At 53.9% G+C, this 3,880-nt stretch carries 5 protein-coding genes; 3 read left to right on the forward strand and 2 right to left on the reverse strand.

All coding sequences use genetic code 11. The features are described from left to right. Together H5U02_14480 and H5U02_14485 are read left to right on the forward strand one after the other, a co-directional pair. A partial coding sequence (locus H5U02_14480; protein ID MBC7343629.1) for an SAM-dependent methyltransferase occupies positions 1–231 on the forward strand: 231 nt, incomplete at its 5' end. After that, positions 218–1,117, forward strand: coding sequence for a hypothetical protein (locus tag H5U02_14485; protein MBC7343630.1), 900 nt, complete (start codon positions 218–220; stop codon positions 1,115–1,117). The genes H5U02_14480 and H5U02_14485, both read left to right, overlap by 14 nt. 14 nt (positions 1,118–1,131) lie before the next feature. On the opposite strand, the gene H5U02_14490 is transcribed toward H5U02_14485, so the two are convergent. Beyond that, positions 1,132–2,001, reverse strand: coding sequence for a DUF72 domain-containing protein (locus H5U02_14490; GenBank protein MBC7343631.1), 870 nt, complete (start codon positions 1,999–2,001; stop codon positions 1,132–1,134). A 168-nt stretch (positions 2,002–2,169) separates the two neighbouring features. Here H5U02_14490 and H5U02_14495 point away from each other — a divergent pair, with 168 nt between their 5' ends. After that, positions 2,170–3,081: a prenyltransferase gene (locus H5U02_14495; GenBank protein ID MBC7343632.1), complete on the forward strand. Its 912-nt coding sequence runs from the start codon at positions 2,170–2,172 to the stop codon at positions 3,079–3,081. Between the two features lie 10 nt (positions 3,082–3,091). On the opposite strand, the gene H5U02_14500 is transcribed toward H5U02_14495, so the two are convergent. Then, a complete protein-coding gene (locus tag H5U02_14500; GenBank protein ID MBC7343633.1) occupies positions 3,092–3,598 on the reverse strand; it encodes a hypothetical protein in 507 nt (168 codons plus the stop codon). Between the last annotated feature and the right edge of the window lie 282 nt (positions 3,599–3,880).

Here is a 3,880-nt window from a genome sequence, read left to right on the forward strand (position 1 = left end):
AGGGCTCCGGCCCGGCCGTCTGGTCTTGGCCTTTCTGTGGTGGAACTTCTGGAGCGGAAGGGGAACCGCCTCCTGGTTAAGGGTCTGGACGCCATTGACGGCACGCCGGTTCTGGACGTCCGCCCCTATATGCCTCAGTTTGATGCTTTTCCGGATGCGAAAACCCCCCGGTTTCGCCACCGGGACAGTGAGGAGGGGAAGGAGGCAGCGCACAGGCGTGAAATTGAGTAAGGCTATTTATTCTTTCTTGGCTAGCCGATTAACCCAGGGCCAGGCTAGGGCGAATCACCCGCGAATAGAAACCATAGCAGTTAACGGTGGCTTTACTGGGGTCCTCATTGATAACCAGGATGCGGGCCTGGCTATGAATATCCGAGCCGGCAATTCCCTAAATGCCAGTGATGTGGAGTTGCTGCGGGGCCTAATAGGGGTTCCAGCCTTGGAGGTAGGCCGGTTGGCCTTTGAAACTCCCGGGGGCCCGCAAGGGTTTCTCTTGACTTCGCTAGGCATAGCGGCTTTAAGTGCTCTCTCTCAGCCCTTCTTGCGGGAGCCGGGCTGCCTGACCGATTATGGGATCGGCTGGCGACCAAGCGGTTTCCAGGAAGTAGTTGACAGGGACGTGAGCCCTTGTTCCGTGGTAACCATGGTCGGTTTCGGCGGGGCAGTTCGCCAAGTTGCCCAAAAAGCCAAGGCCGTATATGTTCCTGAGCTGGCACCGGACCTCTTTCGCTCGCTTATCGTTAACCGGAACGGCGCAAGGCAGGGTCCTTGCCGGGTACATTTACTGCCTGCCCAGGAAGTTGGGGAGGCATTGTCCGGAGCGGACCTAGTCTTAATCACTGCCTGTACGCTGGTCAGCCAAACTTTGGATCAGATCTTGGACCTGTGCGCATCGAGGGCTAAACCGGCTATCATCTATGGCCCGACGGCCAGCTTGGTACCTCACCCATTTTTTCTTCACCCTCAAGTGACAAAAGTCACTACCTTACGTGTTACAAACGGAGTGGGGTTAATGGAGATCTTGGCCGAAGGCGGGGTCGGACAGGAGAGGTTTTTTGGGGAGGTGAGCGAAAATCTTACCTTTTACCGAACTGGGGATGGGAATAGGCTAAATTAGCTGCTGAGGCTAACCTACTCGGTAGCATCAGCGGCTTGGGCCAGAAGCTCCCGCAGCATTTTGGCGTTGCGTACCGCTTGGCCTTGGTAGTGATTGTTGAAGGCGACGTAAACCGCCTTGGTTTGTGCTGCCAGGGCGCGGATATTGGTAACCCAGGGCCTCAGCTCATCTTCCGAATAAAGATAATCATAGCGCTGGTAAGCTTGATCGTGTTGCCACCATTGCTTGGCGTTGCGGCCGTGGAAGCGGACGTAACTAATGGGTGCAGTGACGGCGATCTTTGGCTGCACTAGGCCTTTGAGCTGGGGCTCGTCGACACAGGTATAGGCCCACCCTAGCTTATGCAGTAGCTCCCAAGTACGGGGGTTGACCCAGTTGCGGTTTCTAAACTCAACTGCTATTGGCAGGCCAGGCATGTGCTGGTGGAGCTGGATTAGGTATTCGTGGTTCTCCTGGGTGCAATGGAAGGAATAAGGAAATTGCAGCAAGACCGCCGCCAGCTTCCCCGCCTCGACCATAGGCTGAAGGGCCTGGAGAAACTGCCAGCAATCCTCGGCCACGTTCTTGGACCGTTCGTGGGTCAAAGATTTGTAGGCTTTGACCGCAAACAAGAACTCGGATGGAGTTTTCTTGGCCATGGCTGATAGCATGGCTGGGGTTGGGGGGCGGTAATAGGTAGAATTGATCTCTGCGAAGGGGAATTGTTCTGCGTAGTAAGCCAACATTTGTTGGGGCTTGGTGCCCTCCGGATAGAAGTGACCCACCCAGTCTCGGTAGCTGTAGCCAGAAGTACCGATATAGATTTTACTCGAACCTGGGCCTAAAGTTACCGCTGCGCTGCTATGCCGGCTGCTCTCAGCACCGGTATCGGCATCGATGCTCATGGATCAAGCCCTTCCTTTGGGAAATCTCATCCGCTCCCATTTTACCACACCATCTTAATCCCCTAGGTATCGATGGTCGGTAACTTCGTAGCCCAAGTTGACGTTGATTGCCTATTGTTGTACTCCCAGCAGTTGATTTATACTTGGAACCGGGAGGGGTTAGCAGTCATGGCCAGTCTAAGTGTTTATATACGCGAAACCAGGCCGCAATTCTTGCTTCTTACTCCAGCCTGCTTTCTCGTCGGCGTTGGTACAGCCGTACTGAGCGGAGGAGGACCGGGAATCAACATCGGGCAGCTTTTGATAGTCTTGGTGGGAGCGGTGGCCGCCCACGCGGCAGTGAATGTGCTTAATGACTATTTTGATTATAAGAGCGGATTGGACTTAAATACCCAGCGCACACCTTTTAGCGGTGGCAGCGGGATTTTGCCAGCTGGTGCCATGTCGCCCACCGGTGCCCTCATGCTTGGGCTCGGTGCTCTGGCGGCAACTGTGGGGGTAGGCATATATGTCATGATTACCAAGGGTCCTGGCATCCTGTGGGCTGGCTTGCCGGGCCTGATCCTGGTAGCCTTTTATACCCAGATAATAACTAAACGGCCATGGCTGTGCCTTTTGGCTCCGGGGCTGGGCTTTGGTCCCTGCATGGTATTGGGGACCCACTTTGCTTTGGTGGGGAGCTATAGCTGGACCGCCATAGTTGCTTCGTTGGTTCCGGGGCTACTGGTGAGTAACCTGCTGCTTCTAAACCAATTTCCTGACGTGGAGGCAGACCGGCTGGTGTGCCGGCACCACGTACCTATCCTCTTTGGGCGCAAGAAAAGCGCGGTTATTTATGCGGGAATAGCTCTGGGTACCTATGCATGGTTGGTCCTGGCAGTGCTGCTTCACCTCCTGCCTTGGCCGGCGCTCATAGCTTTGTTGCCGTTACCATTGGTTTTGTCGACCTCGCGGGGAGTGCGGAAGCACGCCGACAACCTGCCCCAGCTTATTCCCTTGCTAGGACAAAACGTCATGTTTACCTTGGCTACGCCCGTTTTGCTGGCTCTAGGCTTGCTGGCCAGCCGGATGTGGCTCTAGGCGTTGCGGCTTATTTTACGTTCAGGAAATGGTGTAGCCCCTCGTAGCGTAAGTATTTGGGATAGAGTTTAAAGGCTTGGGACAGCACTGGTAGCATTTTTAGCCCCTTGGTTACAGGGCCCTGCATCTTGATCTGCCTGCGAGCCATGGCTGTGACCACATTTACTTTGCCCAACCAAAAGAGATGCGAGGTATCACCCGAGGTTTCTACCGTCAGGTCGGGGGTAACAGGCGGCGGGCCATAGTAAACGTCATAGAACTTTCCGGCTGAAGGATCGCGAGCATCAACGGTGATTTCGCCCTCGGGGTCGTGGAAAACGAACCTGGTGCACAACCCCCCTTTACGGATGTCTTCGCCGATTTTGTTTATCAGTTGGAGATCCTCTTCGCTTTCCTCGAACTCGGGGCTGCTTCCCCAACGTTGCCTTAGGCTTTCCATGGTTTGGGGCTGGCCTGCCATCTCAATAAACTGCCCAATTACCCGATAAAGCTCATCGGTGCTGCTAAAGGTTGGCATCTTTCCGTCCCCCTTTGCTAATATACAGGTGGCCCAAGAGACAGTACGATATGGAACTGCTAGGTATGGATTCACATTAATAATATTAATATATTTCCGGCACATGTCAATATTCAGGATATATTGTTTTCCGTATTAGTAACACTCATTGGGCAACCCTTTTTTTATCCGCGTTCTCGCGTGATAATATCACACTCCCATGGCAACGACACCAAAAAGCCTGTCAAGGGACAGTGAAAATGTCACCCTAAACCACATTAACTGGACTGAGAAAATGTCACC

The organism is Clostridia bacterium (genome assembly GCA_014360065.1).
In the GTDB taxonomy this organism is placed as follows: Bacteria; Bacillota; DSM-521; order Neomoorellales; family JACIYF01; genus JACIYF01.

What these genes read in the sequence shown, in the direction of transcription:
- H5U02_14490 (MBC7343631.1), bottom strand. Translation starts at nt 2,001, where the DNA reads ATGAGCATCGATGCCGATACCGGTGCTGAGAGCAGCCGGCATAGCAGC.
- H5U02_14495 (MBC7343632.1), top strand. Translation starts at nt 2,170, where the DNA reads ATGGCCAGTCTAAGTGTTTATATACGCGAAACCAGGCCGCAATTCTTG.
- H5U02_14500 (MBC7343633.1), bottom strand. Translation starts at nt 3,598, where the DNA reads ATGCCAACCTTTAGCAGCACCGATGAGCTTTATCGGGTAATTGGGCAG.